The sequence below is a fragment of the Virgibacillus sp. NKC19-16 genome (assembly GCF_021560035.1).
GTDB classification, from domain to species: Bacteria; Bacillota; Bacilli; order Bacillales; family Amphibacillaceae; genus Virgibacillus_L; species Virgibacillus_L salidurans.
This window is the reverse complement of sequence record NZ_CP074373.1, coordinates 711,007-731,494: the sequence shown is the minus strand read 5'-3', so window position 1 is coordinate 731,494 and position 20,488 is coordinate 711,007. Positions and strand designations below refer to the sequence as shown.

Genomic DNA, 20,488 nt, shown 5'->3' with positions numbered 1-20,488 from the left:
GAGCAAATTCATTTGTTGCGTTAAATTAGCAACTTTTTAAATATATCACATTCATTCTCTAAAAGTCAATAGTTTCTTTTAACTTTTCTTTTAAGAAAATGATGTTTCGGACGCCCTCAAAATGGCGACTTTCTTAATATAACACACTGTCTCATTTAAGTCAATATGTTTTTTTGCTTCAGTAAGCAAAATGGGCCTGGGTGGACTCGAACCACCGACCTCACGCTTATCAGGCGTGCGCTCTAACCAACTGAGCTACAGGCCCAAATAATAAGATAATTGGAGCGGGTGAAGGGAATCGAACCCTCGTCATCAGCTTGGAAGGCTGAGGTTTTACCACTAAACTACACCCGCATGATATAAAAATAATATATTATCCTGTTGATCTTTCATATTTCTATTTCCTCTGCAAATCTGTAGCACCTGTATATTTACATGGTCGGGAAGACAGGATTCGAACCTACGACCCCTTGGTCCCAAACCAAGTGCTCTACCAAGCTGAGCTACTTCCCGTATAATGGTGCGCCCGAGAGGAGTCGAACCCCTAACCTCTTGATCCGTAGTCAAGCGCTCTATCCAATTGAGCTACGGGCGCTTAGAAGCACGTTTTTCAATATAACATATCCTAGCAACTGATTGCAAATATTTTTTCGAGTGCGGTCGGTGGGACTTGAACCCACACGGGATTAACTCCACTAGGCCCTCAATATAGAGAAACCACACTAACTGTTATAAATCCTTAATATAAGTCTACTTGATTATACTCTTTCTATTTGTTTATGCTTTTTTATACTTTTTATGGAGTAAAACCGGAAGTGAAAACATATCAGAAATACCGAACTTTAACATAATATCAATTGTCTATGTTCGTGTTTTAGAAAACTCTTTAACACATCCAAAAGCAATGTCTTTTTCAACAACACCGTTTACTATACATAAAAAATAAATTTATGTCAAGCTTTTCTGGGTCAAAATTTAGCTGGACTTTACAACTCATCAATCAATTGCTCTATTTATTAAATTACAATTAATAAGGAAGAAACACGACTTTATACATAAATTTAATCTTTATTCGTAATAGACGATCCACTAAATAATTCGAGGTTGTTAAAATTCTTTACTTTTATAAAACAATCGCGCCCCTTCGAATTACAGAACAATCAATTAGAATAGAAGATTATGTTACTATGAAGCTCAGCTTCAGTCGGTTATCCAACCAACCTTTTTCTGAAACCATAATTTTCTTACAACATAAATGCTGTTCGTCTGTGATGAGTTTATAAAATGTAGCTGAATCCACAATTCAATAAGAATACATGTTATACTAAAAACAACAATAGATTTCGCTTCGCATGAGGGGTGGCGCACCGATTGACCTTTTTGGACACTTCCAAGAAGGGAGGTGTTGCCTATGGACATTACAAATGTATTAACGCTTATGATATCCTTCGGGATGTTAGTTGCGTTTATGATGTCTGACCATAAAAAATAACCCCTCATATGCTTTAGCTAGGCTCTGAGGGATTATCATCCTTAGCGCCGCCCCTCTTGATGGGGTACGGTCTATTGTACCGTAGACGTTCCAGCGTCTACGGTTTTATTATTGTATGACCTTCTCTTTATAGTATACCCGATTTTTTTAAAAAAGAAAACAACAACAACTGTTTTTGTACAAAAATACCCACAACCTAGCATTGTATTAACCATTTTCCATCTGTTTTGCTCCACAACCGCGCACTTTAACGGAAGAAAGTATACTACTTATCTAGTATGTTTTTTATATTCTCCCATCCATATACAAGTTCATTGAGTTTCTTACCAGCAATCTCTACCTCAACTTTATCTATTACTTTACCGCCTAATGCTTCATAAAATAACCTTGAATTATTATCTTCTAACACAAAAACAAGCATTGTATTTATGCCTGATTTCTCAATTTCCTTAATTACTGGTTTAGCGAGCAGCTTTCCTATACCCTGCCCTTGAAACTCTTTTAAGATATAGATTGAACTTAGTTCTCCCTGATACTCTTCATACTTTCCACTTCTCTCTTTTCCACCTGATGAAAACCCAACAATCTTCCCGGCATCATTTTCAGCAACAAAAACATTTCCTCTTGGAATATTATTAGTCCATAATTCTTCTCGTCTCTTATATGATAAATTATTCAAGAATTCATCTGGAATAATATTTTTGTACGTAGTTCTCCAACTGTCAACGTGCACTTTAGCTATTGCAGTTGCATCAGGTAAATTAGCTTCTCTTATTTTCATATGTTCTCCCCTTTTCTATATTATTAATAGTACCAGATTCCCTGAGTATTCTAATACAATCATCTAAATGTGCATATAACATAACTACTTCTACCATGCTTACCATATTCCTGCTTCTTCACCAATCTTTTCGATTCTTCCTTTTCAAGTAGTGCGCCCGATACAAAAGGATGTTATTCGATTTGCTTGCTCCGTTTCTTGAATGAATAGTACGCTTTTATTAGCTATTATCGGAAAAGAGTGGTGCAACTTACTTATTGATAATTAGTACCCGTTCGTTGAGAAACCTCATCTTCTACACAAATTTCGAAATCTTCAACATGAACTGCATTCCCAGTAATTTCAACATCATAAGATTCTCTTTTCTTCGATATATGCACCACAACTCGACCATCTTTTTGAATTTCATGACCTTGCTCAACTATAAGATTTAGAGAATCTTCAACATTGTTGTTGATTATGTACTTAGCGAAAAATGCTCCCATTACCCCCGAAGCAGTTCCCGTAACTGCATCTTCAATTGTCCCAGAGAATGGTGAAGAAAAGTGTCTAGCGTGCATATCAGCATTAGTATCATAGGTCTCCATACAAAAAGGATGAATAGACGATTTGGGCATTTCCTTCATAATAGCTGGAAATTCCTTGTTATTAGGTTTCATTTTTGTAAAAACATTAAGTTCTTTTATTGGAATTAATAGCGTCCATGCACCTGTGCTTCCATATAGAATCGGTAAATCTTCATGAATATCCGATTCTTTTAATCCTATCGAGTTAGCTAAATCTTCTTTTGAACCATTGAATCTTTCAAATCGAGGTGAAGCCTGTTTCATTGTTATAAATATTTCACTATCAATACTTGAAATTTTTATCGGCAAAATTCCTGCTGTTGTCTCAACTGTAAAGTCGGCTTTATCTCCGAGCAATCCTTTTGTTTTTAAAGCGTAAACGGTGGCCATTGTTGCGTGACCGCATAGGTTCATTTCATGTCCCGGTGTAAAAAAACGTATTCTAAGGTCAGCTACCTCCGATTTAACTGGGAAAGCTGTCTCATTAAACCCTACTTTGAAAGCTATTTGTTGCATTTCTCTATCAGTTAGGTCACCTCCGTTTAAAACTACCCCAGCTGGATTCCCTTTATTAGGTTCTTTACTAAATGCATCATAATGATGTACCTTTATGGATTTCACAGTAAAATTCCCCCATTAGTTAATTTGAAAGTTTCCGGTATTTTACCATTGATTACTACGTTTCGTTTAGAAAATATCTGTTTGCGTAATGAGTCTTATCCAATTAAATGGCCCGATTCTGTAGTGTTGGGCGCTGTTCCTTTGTTCCAGAATTGCTCCCTTTAATTGAATATCATAGTGTTGGATTATAAACACTATTCCCTGCTTCCTTTATCCCATTCAACTCCCCATTAGTACATGAAATATAAACATCGTATTTACTCCGATATATATGCAATTAATTTATATACATACGCTACACCCCTAGTTTGTTCCATTAATATATAGTCGAGATATTCGAAAGAACCCTCTACTATCGTTCTTGTTTCCTTTAGATCAGTTATATTTATTGTAGATAGCGTTTCTTTCACTACCTCTAAAGAGTAAACTGCATTTTGAATAATTTTAATCACTAGAATCCTTCTCAAATCCAAGTAATTGTATACTCGAAATCCGCTATTCATATCTCTTTTAGGATTAATTAAATCTTCTTTTTCCCAATGCCGTATTGTTGACGTTGCGACACCTGCTTCTTTTGCCACTTCGCCAATCGAAAATTTGTGTTTTTTATCCTTCGTGTTTTTTACATTTTCAATATCTTCTAAGTTAAGTATCTTGATGGTTCTTTCCACTAAGTCTTTATCCTTTTGAAGTTGTGATTGAGCATGATTAATCATCCATAAACCAGAAGTAATATCATTTTTGATAAATAAGGGCATAACTCTTTTTATAAAAGACATACCGAAACCATTTTTAAGAGATCGAATGCACTGAAAATATACTTCATGCTCTTTTGTGTATATACGATAACCGTTACTAGCACGTTTGACCTCTGGTATAATTCCCCATCTCTCATAATGCTTAAGTGCAGTAGTGCTTATATTTAATTTCTTTGCAATATCCTTTCCGTTCAATAACGATCACCTACAATAAAAAATTAAAGTAATGTGTTACCTTATTCAAAGTATAACACCTTTGTATAGGGATGATATATAAAAAACCCTTTCACTTGCTTTAATTTAGTAATATATAAAGAGAAAGATCAAATAACAGAATCCAAGGAGGAGTTATGATGTCTACTATCCATTTAAAGTTATTATTCTCCATCGAGGCTGAAAGTGCAGCTAAATTTTATACAGAACTTTTTGACGAGGGTAATATACTGCAAACAACTCATTATCCAATGGACAGAAGTGAATGCGTAGCCTGTGGTATAGATGCAGCTAATGCTGGACAAGTGATGAATGTAGATTTTAGAATTGGTGAAACCATCTTTACAGCAATTAATGGTAAAGAAGGAGAAGAATATAATTACACATCTTCTGCAACTCTATTGCTATATTGTGGTTCTGATGAAGAATATGGGTCTTATGTTAAGCAACTATCAAAGAACGGCAAATTAGTGAAAAAAGAGAAACGGTTTAGTTTAATTCAAGACCAATTTGGCGTATTTTGGAGAGTCACTAAAGATACAGGCAAACAGAAAATTAAACCTTATTTTCAATTTCCTGTAAGCACTTCCCTTGAGGATACTTTGAATAGCTATAAAAAAATATTCCCTAACATGTCTATAGAGAAAGTAAAGCCTAATTTTGAATCTGAAGAAGAATTTAATATAGAGATTCATAATCAGTCAGTTATCTTCGCTAAGGCAAAACATACCAAGAATTTTACAGAATCAATCTCGTTTATCGTAATGTGCAAGAACCGTACTGATGTAAACTTTTATTGGGAGAAGTTTTCTGAAGCAGCAGATGGGGACGGTTTGCATAGAGGTGATAGTGCTTTTCTTGTTGATAATAAAGGTATATGGTGGCAACTCATTACACAAGATTTGTCTGAGATGATGAGAGATACTGAACACTTAGAGCACTCTATAAATGAGCTTAATGGTAACGAAGAGATTTGTACAGACGAAATTATGAAAAGAAGAAAATAAAGGAAAAGCTATTTATATTATTGAATAGAAGCTATAGAGAAGTCCAAACAGGACTTCTCATTTATATGCTATAAGTGATTCAATTGTAGCTTTAAAATAAAGTTTGATAATTATCTACTATTGGTCTTAAACAATCGCGCCCTATTCCTTAACAAAGATAAAGTGGTCGCTTGGCTCCCAAACGTGCCGTTCATCACAAACATACCCCCGAAGCCAAAGTACACCATCAATACATCTAAGATAAAAACCCTTTGGAAATTTATCATCTTCAGTAAGTATTTTTGAAGCTACCGTAATGGAACCATATGGGGCTTGGTGTTGCTGATAGCTATTTAATTCACCTTCAGGTTGATCAAGATATCTAAGCCTCAGATAAGGGGCAAGTTCCAATGGACATAGTTCCAAACCAAGTTGATTAGCTCTACTAAAAATTTGGGTTATGGTACCACCATCCAGCAAACCGAGATCCTGTACGGCTAGCTCAACTGTTTTCAATGTGTATTTACTAATAGAGGTTGTGAACTTATTATCAGCGAACAGCATTTTTCCAAACTCATTCATCAAAATGGATTGCTGTTTTAATTTATTAATAAGCTGTGATTTGGTAAGACCATCTACCTCAACTGTTCTAGTAGTAGTCTGGCAGTTAGGGTATATCTCCTTGTTTTTGATGTCCATTCGTCGTTCCCCTTTCATTCGATGTTTTTCAAAATATTAAAACACCTGTTAATGCAATAAGCACTTTTACAATGTTGGTGGACTATTGGGTATTGTATATACAAGAATTAGATAGATTAGAAGATTAGCCGGTAAAATAATGAAAAGTATTCTTACTCCAAGAGAAGATATACCAAAATAATCAGCAATACCGCCACAAACTCCAGATATAGCTTTATCTGTCGAAGATTTTATTAGTTTATTTTGCACTGCAATTCCCCCTTATCAACTATCTTTTATGTTTCTCCCCCTAAAAACTTATCTAGCCTATATGCTATAAAAACGAGTGCTGCTGCTCCAACACCCATCATTACGCCATCAGTAAAAAATCCAATAATCCCTCCGACCAAAACAAACGTTGTTATCTGTAATTTCATCATAAAATTTTTGCCCCTCGTCTCCTGGATTGTCTTCCTAAATTACTCAAGCTAATGGCACTATTCCTGAATATGTTTGTTCCATTAAAGCGCCCGAATTGAACATTGAATGAGTATCACTAATTAATCATCTATTACTTTTTTATGTTTTAATGGAATGACTAAGGCAAATGCTAAAACAAACAAAATTGTATTGATAGCCATCACTATACCATTCCAATCTCCATTAAAAATAATTATATTAGTTAGAGTTATTAAATGCATTATAAGAATAGTAATTAATAAATATGTTGTTGCTCTCAATTTCATAGCCTCCTTTCTATACTATTGCCTAATTCAGTAGAACGCACTCTTATTCAATTACTGCGCCCGTTATGGAATACGCCAACTACTACAGACAGGTACTGAGATAATCAAAAAATCGTTTATAATAAGAACAGTAACACGAGTACTCCAACTACTAAACAATAAAAAGAGAAGTATTTTAGTTTACCTTTTTCCATAACGTTTATAAACAATTTTAAAGAGAAATAAGACGCAATAATAGAAGCTAATAAAGCAAGTGTGTATGGGATCCAAACCTCTGAAATGTTTTTTTCAACAAGTGTATCAATAGAAAGCAACATAGTACCTAAACTTACGGGTATGTACAAGAAAAAAGAAAATCTAAGAGCAGTTTCTCGTTCCATTCCTGATAACATACTTGCAACAACAGTTGCTCCAGAACGACTTATCCCAGGGATCAAAGAAACAGACTGGGCTAGACCTACTATGATGGCATCCTTCCAAGTAAGTTGACGGTCATTCTTAGTTCCCTTTTTATTTCGAATAATCCATAAAAATATTCCAGTGACAATTAACCCAACACCTACAGTCAAGATACCACCAAGCTCTGCTTCTATAAAATCCCCATAGATAAGTCCAATTATCCCTGCTGGAATAGTACCAATTACTAAATATAAAACAAGATCAAAGGAATCTTTATTTTCAGGACTTTTGCTTTTCGAACTCAAAAAAGATATTGAATTCTTCGCAATTGAAGTTATATCACTTCTATAAATCATAATCACAGCAATCAATGATCCAAAATTAACCAAAATTAAAAAATCAAATCCGTCATTTCCTATATTAATTATTTTTTGAAGGATAACAAGATGGCCGCTTGATGAAATTGGAATGGGCTCCGTAAAACCTTGAAATAACCCTAAAAATATATATTTTAATAGTAACCATAAATCCTGCATTGTAAATTCCCCTTGTAAGCCATCACCCGTAAACGGCAATTATTTGTTTCATAATCGTGCCCTATTGAAGTAAACTTTTTAAGTTTTATTTTCATCATTACTCTTAATATTAAATACTTCATAAAGTAAAACATTGGAAACAGCTAAAATTCCTATAAAAGCATAAACTTTATTCTGTAAATCAAAATAAATATGATGACTGAGAAAACAATAAATAATACAATAGAAGTTATATACTCTCTTTTTCTTTGGCTTCTTTTTCTATCCTTATCTTTGTAGGGGAATACCTCATTAAGAAATATACTAAAGGGAATAACTACTCCGAGAGAAATAAAGAATCCTGTTTTAGGTAAGTCAAGAATAAATACAGACAGTATCAAAATCAAAACCATTATACCAGCCTGTAAATATTCTCTTGTTTTATTATTAATTCTCTTAGACAATTGATACCACCCCACTACTTCAAACATAATGGCCCGATTTAAACGCAGTCCGTATTCGACAACTGCGCCCTTTTCTGGAATAATTTATTATGGTTCGCTAATTCCTACTGCAAGCAAAAGAAAATAAGTAAATACCAACACTGAACCATTCAGTAAAATTCCTGTTATAATAAACCACAGTTTTTTAGATATAATTGCAAAAATTATTCCAAGTACAGAAAGGACTGTAAATACGCTTATTCCCATAGTCAAGTTTGCATTAGAACCTCTCATTACAAAGAAAAAGATAACACTTATTACCGCGGCTAAGATTGATAAAGCCCCTAATATATTCTTTGCTTTTTCCTTATTCAAAATGTCCCCCCTTTTAAAACAATAACCTTATTAAATATTATGCCACTCTGATACCAATATGAGGTTAATCCTTATTAAAGATTAGCGCCCGTTGTGGGACCCCGATTCTGGAATATCTATCACAATAGAAAATTATATATACGCCCGCATTCTGACCACTTTTCCATTCACTTCTGGACCTATTTCATTCATACCGATCTTGCGGTAAAACTTGATTGCAGAGGTATTAGTAGGAGATGCTCTTAAATGAAATTCATTAACATTATTGCTTTTAAAAAACTGCTTAGCATAATCGTGTAACTCTTGTCCCTTACCCTTGCCGCGCTCTTCCTGGGTTAGATAATACAAGTGTACATAACCAATATCTTTGCCTTCATACTCCCGAATGGACAACTCAAGTTGACCGATATATTTATTATTTTCCTTAACCAAAACAAAGCCCTCTGGATAATTAGCTATTTTTTCTTTCATAGAGTGAAGATAATCCTCTTTATCAAAGCCAGAGGCATCACCAAAACTTACTACGAACGAATCTCTTCGGAATTCAACTACCTCTTTACAATGCTTTTCCAAGTTAATGTTTATAAACTGAAGAATAGTTCTCACTCCCCTAATTCCATTATACAATCTTCAACTAAATGGCCCTATCGGCACATATTTATTCGATTATCGCGAGCGTTAGTTGCATAACCATAGTTCCGAAAATATTTAGTTATTCCTAATACCGTACAAGTACCTTTAAAGGGTTAATTGTTCCATTACTTAATTCTTTAAAGCACTGCATCAGATTTTCCTTAGTTGTTTCATATTCAAATATTTGATCTATATAGGGTGTTTTCTTTACATACTTAAAAAACCATTGTGAGTGCCTTTTATAATCCCATCCATCACTTGAACCTACTATACATAATTCTTTCTCATAAAACTCTGGTCCTAATTTAAGTTCTTCTTTATTTCCATCAGACAAAATGCAAATTTTACCGTACTGTCTGATAGAACTTTGCAGTATCCCAAATGCACCGTGCATTCCTGAGCACTCTAAACCGTGTTCATATTTTCCCTCCAATTTATCTTGTAAATCAAAAGCATTCTTCGCACCAAATTCCTTTGCTATATGCCTCCGCCTACAGTCAGGTTCGATGACATCAATATGATCGACACCAATATAATGCTTTAAAAAATAGACGGCCAGTAACCCTATGGTTCCCATCCCCGTTACAAGCACTTTATCCTTAGGATTTGGATCTAGTTTCAAGACACCTTTTGCGGAATCACAAGATAATATTGTGAGCAATGCTTGAGTACTAGGTATATCCTCAGAAACAGGAATTACATTATTTTCTTTCTCTATTGAAAAATCCTTATGACCATAAAACGCAACTACCTTATCGCCAGTATGCACTGACCGAACGTTACCTCCAACCCTTACCACTTCCCCGTAATTTTCGTATCCAGTATTTCTGGGATAATCAGGGTTTATATCTGTAACATCACTTTCATCATACTGGGACAATTCCGCCCCTACACTTACGGCACTAATAACTGTTTTTATTAAAACCTCATTTACACCTAAAGCGGGTAATTCTTGAATTTCCCATTCCAGTGATTTTTTATCTATTAGCATTAATGTATATTGTTTCATAATTTCTCCTTACTATGATTCAATAATTCAATCCACTAATCTCTTCAAAGTCCATTCTTGTTATGCGACAATCTGGCCCGTTTCTTGAATGCATTACTAAACAATTGCGCCCGATCGTATTGTTTAATGGTTTAAACAACGATATCATATTCCATTCTTTTAGCCGTTTTCTGGGCTACCTTATCACCTAACAGTCGTTTAACGATATGAAAGGACATATTGATACCTGCTGAAATTCCACCAGATGTAATAATATCTTTTTCATCTACAAATTTAACATCTCGTTGTACATCGACTTCCGGGAATTCTTTTTCTAGCCTTTCAAGACTCGCCCAATGAGTTGTACATTTTTTGTTTTTTAGTAAACCTGCTTTTGCTAACAGTAATGAACCCGTACATACAGAGGTCATTAGTTGAACGTTTTGCTTTTGGTTTGCAATCCACTTTATTACATTTTCATTATGTATTTCCCGTTCTCTGGCTCCCAAGCCCCCGGGAATGATTAGAATATCAAATTGCGGCATATTATCAATGCTATAATCTGGCTGTACTTTTAAACCATTTCGAGCACTCACCATGTTGCCTACTTCCGATATTGTTTCTACAGCAAAAGGTTTTTCACCGTTTTCTGACGTTGTTACAGAAAAAACTTCAAAGGGACCTGCGAAGTCTAGGACTTCTACATTATCAAATAAAAAAATGCCTACTTTCCATTGTCTATTATTACTCATGTGAAACCCTCCTTTAAGATTGGATCTTCAACAAAAAGGCCCTTATATGCGATATTGAGCCAATCCTTATTAAAGATTAGCGCCCGATTGTTGAAGAACAGAGATATTATTCTAATAAACAACTTTAAAATCTATTGTTGCTTCAATATTATATCTCTCCTGATGTTCCAAATCTCCTTTAGACTCTACAGAAAAATTTGCATACCCTTTCACGACGTAATAACCCGGAGGAAAGCCATCTTTTTTCGAAAAACTCTCCATAAATTCCATATACTCTTTCGAGGTATTATCTGAGCTGAATACTGCATTTTTGTTATATTGTTTTGTATAAGGATTTCCTAGCCTATGAAGTGTTGTGGATAATCCAATGTCATTTACGATATAACTGATTTCGTATCCTCTTGTTTCTTCTAGCACACCAAAAGAAATAGCAGATGAGGAATGATTAATGGTGACCTCTTCTTTATCCCCCTTGTATAATATTTCACCATACAATTTCACATCTTCACCTTCTTTATACTGTTCCTTTTCACTCACAAGTCGGAAGATAAAGTCATCTTGATTCGTTTCATCCGTTGTCTTTTTTACCTCAAAATTTTCCAATTCATTACTACCAATCTTTTCTGAGGAACTACAACCTGCAATAATAAAGATAACTATTATTCCAAATGCTATGAAATATTTTTTTATTTTAATTCCCCCTGTCTCAATTATCTGGCCCTTTTGCTTAACAAATTTATTCGGTTATCGCGCCCGTTCGTTGCACTAATGTTCATTTTAAGTTTTGATACCAAATTACTGCTTTACTTTCAATCTCCGATACTAACTGCCCCTTTTCTTTAGTATATGATGCGACATCATAAAGAAAACGCTTGGACAATTCTTCTTTTAAATCAGCATATTTTTTCAAAGCTTCAGGATACGTTCGCAGATAGTCACGGAATGCTAGGTGACGTTCAATGTTAGAACTACCTGACTCATAAACATGGACGTGATGAGTTCGCTCGTCCCCTCCTTTTTGGTAAAACCGCCGTCCTTGTATCCCATTTTCTCCTTTTGGCTCGTAGCCAATATCGATCATTGCCGCGTTATATTCATCAATCCGGCTAATGCTTTTTACCACAGGCATTATATCAATAACTGGTTTTGCCTTTAGTCCTTTTACTGACGTGCTGCCAACGTGATGAATTTGAATGATTTCAGAACCAAAAACAGCATGTAATTTACTAGCCTCTTTTTCAAACATCTTAGGCCAACTCTTGTTATAGGGAGTCACTTCGGCCTTTCTCATTTATTATCACCTCAACAAAATCAAATTTTAAGGACGCTTCCTATTCGAAAAATGCGCCCGATAGTTGAAGGAGATCTGATCTAATCGTTATTCCATGGAACAACAATGAGTTCTGGCCACAGTTTTTTCCATTTGTCAGCTTTTTTTCATAAATTTCGCGTGTTATCTGTAACTTGTTAGGCCTTACAATCATACCGAAAAGGTCATTCAATCCATAAGGGGCATACACTTCAAATTGATCATTCTCTCCGTTTCTAACACCCATTGACGTTGCAGTTGTTGGCCAAGTATTAATTGCCTCCTCTAATGATTGATATGGTTCTATTTTAAAACCAAATTTCTCTTCATACCAAAGATGAACTCTAGCTTCATTCTTTACGTCCACCTTAAATGGGAGATTATTAAGTAAAGACGTTAATTTGACTTCCATCTCCTTTTCTTTTTCAAAGCTTAAATCCTCAGCATCAAAATAAACAATATCAATGTCTCCAATTCCATAATCCAAAGAATTCCCTGATAAATAATTCCAGACAGTTTGAACTAGAAAGCCTGCTCCAATATAGTAATTTTTTAATTCCAATTGCGATGTTTTCAAGGCTTGTCGTAAGTCCTCACTCAAATTTAAAATATCCTTTAAAATTACCTTTTGAGTATCTATATCTTTATTAAAACCATTCATTTTTACTGCCTTATCAATCAATTTTATTACCCCCTGGCCGTTCCAATCATTTCTTAAAATCTTTTTGAAAAATACTTACTGTTATTCAATTAAGGCCCGTTTGTTGCATTAAAAGAATCCAGCAAATTAACATAATTGCATCAAATGTTTTATGAAATATCTAACTTTAATTTCAAATAATCAAACTTTATTTCAAAGCAATAAAATCGACCAAATAATTATGTAAACGGATATAAATTTTATGCACTACCTTTTTTTGAAGTTAAAAAACTAATTCACAATCTTTACAGTAAAGATAACGAAAAAACTTCTCTCTTAATTTAAACAAACCAACTAATGATAAAGGAAATATTAATATACTAACTAACATGGCTATACTACCAAGAAAATCAGGTAAAAAGCTTGATATAGCATAAGTGATGATATAGGCAAGGAATATCATGATAATTATTCCCATACATCCAATGTTACCTCTTTTCCCTACTCGACGACTGTCGCATCGAGGGCATTTTTGCCATTCCATAGATAATCACACCTTCTTTTTCTTTCGGTCAAAAAATCTTATTAAATATTAAACAATCCTGTTCACGTTTGTCTAAGAGTATAGCGGGTTTCAGAATAAAACTTTAAAGTGAAGCGTATAGCTTAGATTTCCTCTCCAAACTGTTCACGATAATCAGGCTCTCTTTCCATTAATTGATCAATCTCATAACCTCTTATTTGTTCATAATCCCCATCAACTATTTCATAAAAATAATCTGGCTGCGACATATCCTCTACATTCAAAGTTATACCTATATATCTACCATTATCCCAAATATAAATATAAGCATTTTCACGAACATTTAAATCTTCATGTGAACCAACCAATCTACTTTCCACTTCATTTACAGTATTTTCTATTAAATCCTCATACTCCGAACTTCCACCACAACCGACTAGCAATAATAATGAACAAACAACAAAGACCAACTTTCCTTTCATGTCTTTATGCCCCTTTTTTTACAGTCATTTCCTGTATCATAACTTATAATTGATAAAAATCAAAATCCTTCACTTTCCAACTCCCGTCTTTGATTCCCATATCCAATACTAAAACCGTTAATGTAGCACTTTCAATACCATCTACTAATATCTCATTATCAAAAATAACGACCGTTTCCTGCCGATCATCCGTTGACTGACCGTGATAAACATTCACATCTGAAACACTAGACCTAACCACTTTCATGTTATCATCTTCTTGCACAGGTTCTTCAAATTGCAACTGATCTAAAACCTGAGGTTCTGCATACGGTTCAACATCCACTTGATTGGGTTTATTTTCATATACAAAATAACCTTCCACAAAATGTCTAGCACTTTCTCCGGCTTCCTCATGAATCACTGATTCATTTTGAATACCTTCCATCCCTTCCAACTCAGCTTTTAAAAATGAAGCCTCATTCTTTAAATGAGAATTTTCCAACCACAAATACCCTCCAGCCAACAGTAAAACAAGCAAGGCAGCTATCAATTTTTTCAACGTTATTCCTCCAATCCTAACACTTCTCTAGGGTCTTCTTTATCCTCATTAGTCGCATTATTTGTTCTATGATATTCTAAGTGTAAATGGTCACCCGTTGAAGCACCTGTTGACCCACATTCTCCAATCTTATCGCCTTGCTTTACATCATCCCATGTATTTACAGAGATAACCGACATATGACCATACACACTATACTCATCACTGGCATGTTCAATCTTTACATGCTGCCCTAAACCAGTATTCTGTACAACAGAAACAATGACCGTACCATCCGCAACCGCATAAAGACTATCACCTGTACTACAACCAAAATCAATACCGGCATGCAAACGTTGTTCATTATGGATGGGATGATCACGCATCCCAAACTCCGAAGTTACCGTTATGAAATCCAAAGGCAACCCCCAATCGCTATCACCTTCACCCTCTGCATTCTCACAACCTTCTAAATAACGCATGACGTTATCTACATAATTTTCATCACCATAATTACCCCAACCCATTTCAACCGCTTGTTCATTTCCAAAGGCTTCTGCTGATTCCTGACTATATTCCCCGTTATTGTTTTCCTCCACATAATCAATATAGCCACTACCCATGTTATAGGCTTGTAACGCTAATTCCGTATCACCTTCTGCCTGTTCCAATACATCCGCAAAATAAGATACACCCTGTTCAATCGACGTTTCCGGGTCATTAATCGTATTAACGGGATCTCCCATAGATTCAGAGGACTGCATCACATCCGCTAACCGACCTCCCGATTCCTGCATCGTCATTCCCATTAAGATTTCTGTATGATCTTCAATGCCATTTTCAGATGCATATTTTTCAAAATAATCCCGATAACGTTCCACATCATCATTAATCGTATTAAAACGACAGGAAGGCGCATCCGTTTGTTGCTGGTCTCCACTGCTTTCTTCTTTCGCAGGGTCATCACCCGAAATCACCATGATCACACTTCCTAAAAACAAAAAAACAAACATCATCAAAACAAAAAATAATAGGAAAATACCATTGATACCTTTCAAATTATCACCACCAAAAAAGGAATGCCCGTAGACATTCCTTAATGATCTTTACCATCATACGCTTTATTAGAAGCATTCTTTTCTCTTTTTACCGCTGCACTAGATACTTGCTTCTTTCTCTTTACTCCCTCTGGTTGCCTAGAAACACCAGAACGCCTTACTTTCGAACGATTTCCTTTTTTAGACTGATTACTTTGCTCTTTTTGAGACTGACGACGTTTATCCTCTCCAGAAGAATGATAAGATTTACCTTCTATAGGAGGCTTCTCTTTAAAATCGGAAGAATACTTATCTTTTGGCTTTGTTGTATTTTCTTCAGCTTGCGTTTTCCGCTGCTTACGATCTGATAAATCGACAACAGATTGCGAAGGACGCTCATGATTACTGGAAGATGAACTACCTTGTTGATCGCCTTCAGAAGGTACCCCCGAAACTTGGTCATGTTGGGAAGTACGCTCACGACGATTAGAAGATGGCTTCTCTGAAGGTTGATTTTCAGATGGCGACGTTTCAGAGCCAGAATGTTGCGGTGTACGTTCCTTACGTAAATCACTCTGATTGGTACTACTAGAAGCACTTTCTGAAAGTGTCGCCGCTTGTTGCATGCGATTCACGTTTTGTATCGCTTTCCCAGCACCAGGATGGAAATGTGAAACAGCTTTTGCTGTCTTATCCATCGCAGGACTTACCATTCTTTGCTGAACGTTATTCATGAGTTGACCATCCATAGACTGCACGCGACCAGCCGTAACTAACTTCACGATGGCATCCCGCTTTTTAATCATCAATAGAAATAAAGTAATCAGCGTAACCATATTCACCAAATACATGGCAAATGACTCCGGGGGAATCATCACATCCACTACATAAGTAAGCGCAAAGACAAATACAATCACTAAAGCAAGCATTGCTTTTACCACAAACGTTGTCAATAGTTTAAGAAACACTTTAAACCCACTATAAGCAAATTGAGGAATGTACGAAACGATCAAGGCAAACGGCAAAAAGAAAGCTAAGGCTAAAGCGACCAATTGAAGCAAAAAGTTCAAAATGCCAAGACCTAAAAACGGAATGGCAAGAAAAACCGCTGCTAAAAAGGCAATAAGCACTTGCCCTAATTGCGTCCACACCTGACCTTCAGCCATAGAGTGGTTGTTATAATCACTTAATTCGAAACTCTGTATATAGTCTTGCTTCTGACTTAGACCATCCTCTGTACGCTCGTAAGCAAGTAATCGATCAACGCGGTTATAACTTTCTCCACCAGGCAAATCTTCTGGAGAATATTCATCCGCATCATTGATCGCCTGTTCATCCGTTTCCCCATAATTAATAATCAGATACGGGCGCTTAAAAGACAAATCAAAGTAAACATTCCGCATCATCCCAATGGTTCCACTTACCGGATTCTCTACATCTATGGCATCCGTTTGTTCATACACACCATCATCATCTACCATCGTAATCAGCCCATTACCTGCTTCTAATAAATATCCCTGCACCTCTACAGAAAGATTATTAAAAGTACTGACAAAGTAACCAGCATTTAACATCCAATAACCACCAAAAAGAAGCACCATCAGAAACAAAACCGAACGGCGAAATGCTTCTTGAAACGTGCCCTTTGCTACCGCCAAATAAATCATATAACTTACCGCAAAAACAAAAAGCATCTGGCCGAAGTAATCCTGAAGGGTATTATAGATCGACTGCGATATTAAATTTATATGCCCCGAAAAACGATCAATCGGCTCAAGGGTAAATAATTCTTCTAACGCCTTATCAACTCCCACTACTACATTACCTGTAAATGTAAATATCGCGTTGGAAAATCCCATAAATGCACCTTTGATCATGTCATCCTCTGCTTCGTTATTTACAGTATACCGATCAATTGGAAACCGAGTACTTTCTAATTCAATCCCCCCTTGCATCTCTACCTGCGGTTCCGACATGTTTTCTTCATGCCCTCCATATTCCGCAAAAACGACCCCACTTGCAGGAATTAAAAAAAGGATGAACACCATCAACCAAAGCAACGAACGCTTGACCCATTTCACATGCTCCCTCCTTTCAAAAAAAGAGCCACTCGAAGAGTGACTCTACAAATATTTTTCCTCTGCTTGTGCAACTGCTGATTCTTCAATAGTTTCAAATGCGCCTGCCCACTCATCAAACAAGCATTCCACACTCATTTTAGCTGTTCGTCCATAATAATCTTTAAATAAACACTGTCCTTGATACATTTGTTCCAACATATCTATATTTTCCTCGGTAGCTTCCATGTTCATCCACTTTAAAACGTCATCCCGTTCCGTTGGTTCATCAAAGGCAAATGCAACGCCGAAGTTGCCACTTTCTTCTTCGCGCAATGCATCTTTCGTCGATTGCGAGATAAAGAAAAGCGCATTATTATAACTCCGACCAACGCGGCGCATTTGTTTTTCAACCTTTCTACCCGTCGCGTTGGATGTTAGCATCCACGCTTCATCAATAAATTCAGCTGTTCGTTCTTCTTTATTTTGGCCAAACAACTCGCAATACTTACCAAGCGCATACATAACCGCACTAGATTTCATTTGCGCATTCGTATAACTTTCCACCCTATCCGTTACCTCCGGCAAATCCAAGTTTTCAATTTCTACAATACTAATGCGCTGATGAAGAGATAACGCATCATTGGAGCCATCATGTACGCATAATTTCATCATGGAGTCCGCTGTTACTTCCGATAAAAACTCTCCTGCTTTCCGTATCGCTGATTCTTCATGATCACACATGATATCAACCACATGTTTACTGCCAACCTGTTCCCCTTGTTCTTTTCGTTCTAAAACGGTGGTTACTGCTTTTAAAAAAGCTGTATGAATATCATCTTTGCCCTTGAAACTGTAGACTTGGGAAAAAATCATTTCGATCATTTCTCTAGCCTGCATCGGTGGTAAAAACACCACTGGGTCTAATGCTCCCCAGTTTGATTCATCTTCAGCATCCAACGTAATAAAATGAAATTTTTTCAAATGTTCAACAAATAAAGGATAATCCCGTTTAACTTGTGGACTCAACATCACTTTCCGTATCCATTTCCGCAATTCCTTTTTCGGGTCAATATACAGCGATTTCACATCCATCATACTGATATAAATAAACAACAGTTTGGCTAAAAAAGATTTCCCGTTTCCAGTATCACCTGTAATCAACACATGCGGACTTCGTGTTTTTGAACCTTTCACTTGTTGATTGGCTAAGAAAGGATGAAAAAAGATCGGATCACGACTGGAACCAATTGCCGAATCTAGATCTTTATGCTTTTCAAACCGATCAATCCAGCCGATAAAAAAGCCAACCTTCGAGCCAACATCCGCATAAACACCGAAAAAGTTTTCTGCCAGTCCATCCTGCGTTGTTTTTTGCAACCAATGTCGATTGGTAATATCCAAACTTTTCCCCGGTAAAAACTGATAAAAAAGGGAAAGTTGATCAGCAACCGGAATCCGGCAAGTAATTCCTGCAGCCTTCATATGCCGTTTGACCATTTTTGCTTTCTGCAAACAATCTTTTTTCGTTTCACCATCTACAATAATCACCGCTACCCAATTAAACATGTCTACATCATCTTTTTTGATTTCATCCTGTAAACCACGGATAAGATAATCACTAGTACTTACGGACGCATCTGTTTCATCTCCAACCCGGTTTTGTTCACTAGCCGATTGCCGTAACTGTTGCTTTTTTAAATTGACATTCATTTTTGTTTTCGATTTATTTTCCGCCTGCGCTTTCATATCCACTTCTACGGAAAAGGGAAGGGATTGTGCTTCATAAAACAATTCACTTTCTGCCATGTTATGATGAAATTCATCCACGACCAAGAAAGAGATATACCCTTCCTCACCCTCCGCATTTAACTTCAAACAACTAGGGGAAGTAGGGTCGATTACCGTATTTGTAATACCTTCTGGCGTTGCATCATCCGATTGTTCCGATACGTCATGATCAATGCCACGCAGGAAGTTATATCGATTTACATAAATCATTTCTTCCTCTTTTAAACGAACACCCCCAACCATGGCAATCAGTTTTGTTAATTCTTCCTCTGCTTCATCAAATTGTTGGAAGAAGGAAACAGATACATCCTGTTCCCAACCCAACAAATTAACAATCGTATCCGTGACTCTGGAAAAAGCCGAAAACATATTATCCTTTAAATCTGCATCCACCTTGATATTTTCCATTTTCAAACGGACACCTAAAATAAAATCACTTTTGGTTAGCTTCCCTAAACGCTGTTCCAATAAATTCGTTGTTTCCTGTAAATAATAACCTGCCATGTCATCCGCATCTATCGCTATATCCTGCTTTAAATCATCAAAACGTTCACCTAAGCGAAATTCCTGCGGATACATCATCAAGTGAAAATCTTTATAGTCCGTCAATTCTTCAAAGAACTGTTTCCAGTTCCTTTTATAAGACGCCGTCTCTTTCTCATTTTGCCTCGGAATGGATGTTGTCTGAATACGATACAACCCCCACACGTCGCCCGTTTGCGTTAATAACAGGTTGCCTCTCATTGTTTTCATTGGCGTTTTTAATACGCTCACTCTTATCCACCACCTTTACACACTTCCGAAATTGAATTATTTTATCATGCATCCACGCTACCTTTTTATCGTGACAAAAATATTTCTTTGGCAGTTTCACCCAAAAAAGGTATTTCGCAAAATCATATAAATAGAGATAAATATTCTTTCCGTCTGGCTGAATCTTTCGCATTATACTAGTTAAAAGCAACGGGATCCCGATCAAAAAAACTAAAAACGTCCATTCCAGCAAATAGGGGAAAACCGTACGCAAAAGATACAGAAAAAACCCCATAATCGTTAGAAACACCAAAAAGTTGATGGCTGGTATTAACTCAATCGAAAACGGGAGAGAATATTTCTCTGTAATTTGTTGAATCTTTTTAGGTTCACGTAAAGCCTGCCGATAATTAAACACCGTTCGCATGCA

At 36.1% G+C, this 20,488-nt stretch carries 24 protein-coding genes and 4 tRNA genes; 1 reads left to right on the top strand and 27 read right to left on the bottom strand.

Annotated elements, in window-relative coordinates:
* Positions 1 to 191 precede the first annotated feature (191 nt).
* The 7 genes from KFZ58_RS04055 to KFZ58_RS04025 form a co-directional block, all read right to left on the bottom strand.
* A tRNA-Ile gene (locus tag KFZ58_RS04055) sits at positions 192 to 265 on the bottom strand.
* 15 nt (positions 266 to 280) lie between these two features.
* Positions 281 to 354: transfer RNA gene (locus tag KFZ58_RS04050), tRNA-Gly, on the bottom strand.
* Between the two features lie 82 nt (positions 355 to 436).
* Positions 437 to 513: transfer RNA gene (locus KFZ58_RS04045), tRNA-Pro, on the bottom strand.
* 5 nt (positions 514 to 518) lie between these two features.
* Positions 519 to 595, bottom strand: a tRNA-Arg gene (locus KFZ58_RS04040).
* A gap of 1,162 nt (positions 596 to 1,757) precedes the next feature.
* The gene (locus tag KFZ58_RS04035; protein WP_235793566.1) at positions 1,758 to 2,273 is read right to left on the bottom strand and encodes a GNAT family N-acetyltransferase; all 516 of its coding nucleotides are present in this window, start codon (positions 2,271 to 2,273) and stop codon (positions 1,758 to 1,760) included.
* 254 nt (positions 2,274 to 2,527) lie between these two features.
* The gene (locus KFZ58_RS04030) at positions 2,528 to 3,460 is read right to left on the bottom strand and encodes a PhzF family phenazine biosynthesis isomerase (protein WP_235793565.1); all 933 of its coding nucleotides are present in this window, start codon (positions 3,458 to 3,460) and stop codon (positions 2,528 to 2,530) included.
* Between the two features lie 257 nt (positions 3,461 to 3,717).
* Positions 3,718 to 4,413 carry a MerR family transcriptional regulator gene (locus KFZ58_RS04025; protein WP_235793564.1) on the bottom strand — a complete coding sequence of 232 codons (696 nt, stop codon included), beginning with the start codon at positions 4,411 to 4,413 and terminating at the stop codon, positions 3,718 to 3,720.
* 158 nt (positions 4,414 to 4,571) lie between these two features.
* Between KFZ58_RS04025 and KFZ58_RS04020 the strand changes: the two genes are divergently transcribed.
* Complete coding sequence (locus KFZ58_RS04020) at positions 4,572 to 5,438, top strand: VOC family protein (protein ID WP_235793563.1); 867 nt, start codon at positions 4,572 to 4,574, stop codon at positions 5,436 to 5,438.
* Positions 5,439 to 5,579: 141 nt separating this feature from the next.
* Here the strand turns inward: KFZ58_RS04020 and KFZ58_RS04015 are convergent, their stop codons facing one another.
* The 20 genes from KFZ58_RS04015 to KFZ58_RS03920 all read right to left on the bottom strand — a co-directional run bounded on the left by KFZ58_RS04015 (position 5,580) and on the right by KFZ58_RS03920 (position 20,485).
* Entirely contained in the window at positions 5,580 to 6,116 is a 537-nt protein-coding gene (locus KFZ58_RS04015; RefSeq protein ID WP_235793562.1) for a helicase, read from the bottom strand.
* A 66-nt stretch (positions 6,117 to 6,182) separates the two neighbouring features.
* Positions 6,183 to 6,365 carry a PspC domain-containing protein gene (locus tag KFZ58_RS04010; protein WP_235793561.1) on the bottom strand — a complete coding sequence of 61 codons (183 nt, stop codon included), beginning with the start codon at positions 6,363 to 6,365 and terminating at the stop codon, positions 6,183 to 6,185.
* A gap of 26 nt (positions 6,366 to 6,391) precedes the next feature.
* Positions 6,392 to 6,535 (bottom strand): hypothetical protein, encoded by a 144-nt coding sequence (locus tag KFZ58_RS04005; protein ID WP_235793560.1) that lies wholly within the window; start codon positions 6,533 to 6,535, stop codon positions 6,392 to 6,394.
* 120 nt (positions 6,536 to 6,655) lie between these two features.
* Complete coding sequence (locus KFZ58_RS04000; protein WP_235793559.1) at positions 6,656 to 6,835, bottom strand: hypothetical protein; 180 nt, start codon at positions 6,833 to 6,835, stop codon at positions 6,656 to 6,658.
* Positions 6,836 to 6,957: 122 nt separating this feature from the next.
* Positions 6,958 to 7,776, bottom strand: a complete 819-nt coding sequence (locus KFZ58_RS03995) for an undecaprenyl-diphosphate phosphatase (protein WP_235793558.1) — start codon at positions 7,774 to 7,776, stop codon at positions 6,958 to 6,960.
* Between the two features lie 152 nt (positions 7,777 to 7,928).
* Positions 7,929 to 8,246 carry a hypothetical protein gene (locus KFZ58_RS03990; protein WP_235793557.1) on the bottom strand — a complete coding sequence of 106 codons (318 nt, stop codon included), beginning with the start codon at positions 8,244 to 8,246 and terminating at the stop codon, positions 7,929 to 7,931.
* Positions 8,247 to 8,306: 60 nt separating this feature from the next.
* On the bottom strand, positions 8,307 to 8,492 hold the full coding sequence (locus KFZ58_RS03985; protein ID WP_235794653.1) for a hypothetical protein: 186 nt from the start codon (positions 8,490 to 8,492) through the stop codon (positions 8,307 to 8,309).
* Positions 8,493 to 8,705: 213 nt separating this feature from the next.
* Positions 8,706 to 9,179, bottom strand: coding sequence for a GNAT family N-acetyltransferase (locus KFZ58_RS03980; RefSeq protein ID WP_370642490.1), 474 nt, complete (start codon positions 9,177 to 9,179; stop codon positions 8,706 to 8,708).
* A 112-nt stretch (positions 9,180 to 9,291) separates the two neighbouring features.
* Entirely contained in the window at positions 9,292 to 10,215 is a 924-nt protein-coding gene (locus KFZ58_RS03975; protein ID WP_235793556.1) for an alcohol dehydrogenase catalytic domain-containing protein, read from the bottom strand.
* 131 nt (positions 10,216 to 10,346) lie between these two features.
* Positions 10,347 to 10,946, bottom strand: a complete 600-nt coding sequence (locus KFZ58_RS03970) for a DJ-1/PfpI family protein (RefSeq protein ID WP_235793555.1) — start codon at positions 10,944 to 10,946, stop codon at positions 10,347 to 10,349.
* A gap of 111 nt (positions 10,947 to 11,057) precedes the next feature.
* Positions 11,058 to 11,549 (bottom strand): hypothetical protein, encoded by a 492-nt coding sequence (locus KFZ58_RS03965; protein WP_235793554.1) that lies wholly within the window; start codon positions 11,547 to 11,549, stop codon positions 11,058 to 11,060.
* A gap of 169 nt (positions 11,550 to 11,718) precedes the next feature.
* Positions 11,719 to 12,237, bottom strand: coding sequence for a GrpB family protein (locus KFZ58_RS03960; RefSeq protein ID WP_235793553.1), 519 nt, complete (start codon positions 12,235 to 12,237; stop codon positions 11,719 to 11,721).
* A gap of 40 nt (positions 12,238 to 12,277) precedes the next feature.
* Complete coding sequence (locus tag KFZ58_RS03955; protein WP_235793552.1) at positions 12,278 to 12,937, bottom strand: nucleotidyltransferase family protein; 660 nt, start codon at positions 12,935 to 12,937, stop codon at positions 12,278 to 12,280.
* 241 nt (positions 12,938 to 13,178) lie between these two features.
* On the bottom strand, positions 13,179 to 13,439 hold the full coding sequence (locus tag KFZ58_RS03950; protein WP_235793551.1) for a hypothetical protein: 261 nt from the start codon (positions 13,437 to 13,439) through the stop codon (positions 13,179 to 13,181).
* 122 nt (positions 13,440 to 13,561) lie between these two features.
* The gene (locus KFZ58_RS03945) at positions 13,562 to 13,900 is read right to left on the bottom strand and encodes a hypothetical protein (protein ID WP_235793550.1); all 339 of its coding nucleotides are present in this window, start codon (positions 13,898 to 13,900) and stop codon (positions 13,562 to 13,564) included.
* A gap of 43 nt (positions 13,901 to 13,943) precedes the next feature.
* Positions 13,944 to 14,441, bottom strand: coding sequence for a YddI family membrane protein (locus KFZ58_RS03940; protein ID WP_235793549.1), 498 nt, complete (start codon positions 14,439 to 14,441; stop codon positions 13,944 to 13,946).
* A gap of 2 nt (positions 14,442 to 14,443) precedes the next feature.
* Positions 14,444 to 15,478, bottom strand: a complete 1,035-nt coding sequence (locus KFZ58_RS03935; RefSeq protein WP_235793548.1) for a lysozyme family protein — start codon at positions 15,476 to 15,478, stop codon at positions 14,444 to 14,446.
* A 38-nt stretch (positions 15,479 to 15,516) separates the two neighbouring features.
* Positions 15,517 to 17,538, bottom strand: a complete 2,022-nt coding sequence (locus KFZ58_RS03930; RefSeq protein WP_235793547.1) for a CD3337/EF1877 family mobilome membrane protein — start codon at positions 17,536 to 17,538, stop codon at positions 15,517 to 15,519.
* Positions 17,539 to 17,580: 42 nt separating this feature from the next.
* On the bottom strand, positions 17,581 to 20,079 hold the full coding sequence (locus KFZ58_RS03925; protein ID WP_304956817.1) for an ATP-binding protein: 2,499 nt from the start codon (positions 20,077 to 20,079) through the stop codon (positions 17,581 to 17,583).
* Complete coding sequence (locus KFZ58_RS03920) at positions 19,964 to 20,485, bottom strand: conjugal transfer protein (protein ID WP_235793546.1); 522 nt, start codon at positions 20,483 to 20,485, stop codon at positions 19,964 to 19,966. The genes KFZ58_RS03925 and KFZ58_RS03920 overlap by 116 nt, the downstream gene beginning before the upstream one ends.
* Positions 20,486 to 20,488: the final 3 nt, after the last annotated feature.